The sequence below is a fragment of the Noviherbaspirillum aerium genome (assembly GCF_008929045.1).
In the GTDB taxonomy this organism is placed as follows: Bacteria; Pseudomonadota; Gammaproteobacteria; order Burkholderiales; family Burkholderiaceae_D; genus Noviherbaspirillum; species Noviherbaspirillum aerium.
Genome location: NZ_VFAH01000087.1, coordinates 1 through 535, shown reverse-complemented (window position 1 = coordinate 535; position 535 = coordinate 1). Strand labels below are relative to the sequence as shown.

At 47.5% G+C, this 535-nt stretch carries 1 tRNA gene and 1 rRNA gene; both read left to right on the top strand.

Going from position 1 to position 535, the window contains the following annotated elements:
- Positions 1-86, top strand: a 16S ribosomal RNA gene (locus FH061_RS30210); the annotation flags it as partial.
- Between the two features lie 107 nt (positions 87-193).
- Positions 194-269, top strand: a tRNA-Ala gene (locus tag FH061_RS30205).
- Positions 270-535: the final 266 nt, after the last annotated feature.

Below are 535 nucleotides of genomic sequence, written 5' to 3'. Positions count from 1 at the left end.
GGGCGCTTACCACGGTAGGATTCGTGACTGGGGTGAAGTCGTAACAAGGTAGCCGTATCGGAAGGTGCGGCTGGATCACCTCCTTTCTAGAGTAGGCTTGCCAAGTCAAGCGTTCACACTTATCGGTATGTTGGTAAAACAAGCCAAGACAGCATTTGGTCTGTGTACTTACACAGGCGATCATGCAAGCAACGGGGGTATAGCTCAGCTGGGAGAGCGCTTGCATGGCATGCAAGAGGTCAGCGGTTCGATCCCGCTTACCTCCACCAGACGTCAAACCTAAGTAAGGTGCCGTATTGATAAATACGACTGCCGGGCTATTTAGGTTTGATCGTTTCGATCATGAGCTGTTTTGTTCTTTAACAATCTGGAAGAAGTAGTAAAGATTTATCAGTGGCACTGATGCCTTTGTGATGAGGGTATCGGTAAAACTGGTGGGTTGTGATTGTCATCAATCATATGTAGGAAAGAGTTCTCGCAGCAATGCGAGTAGTCTGGAATACGGCATATTCATACTCAAGCTCCATAACGTTTC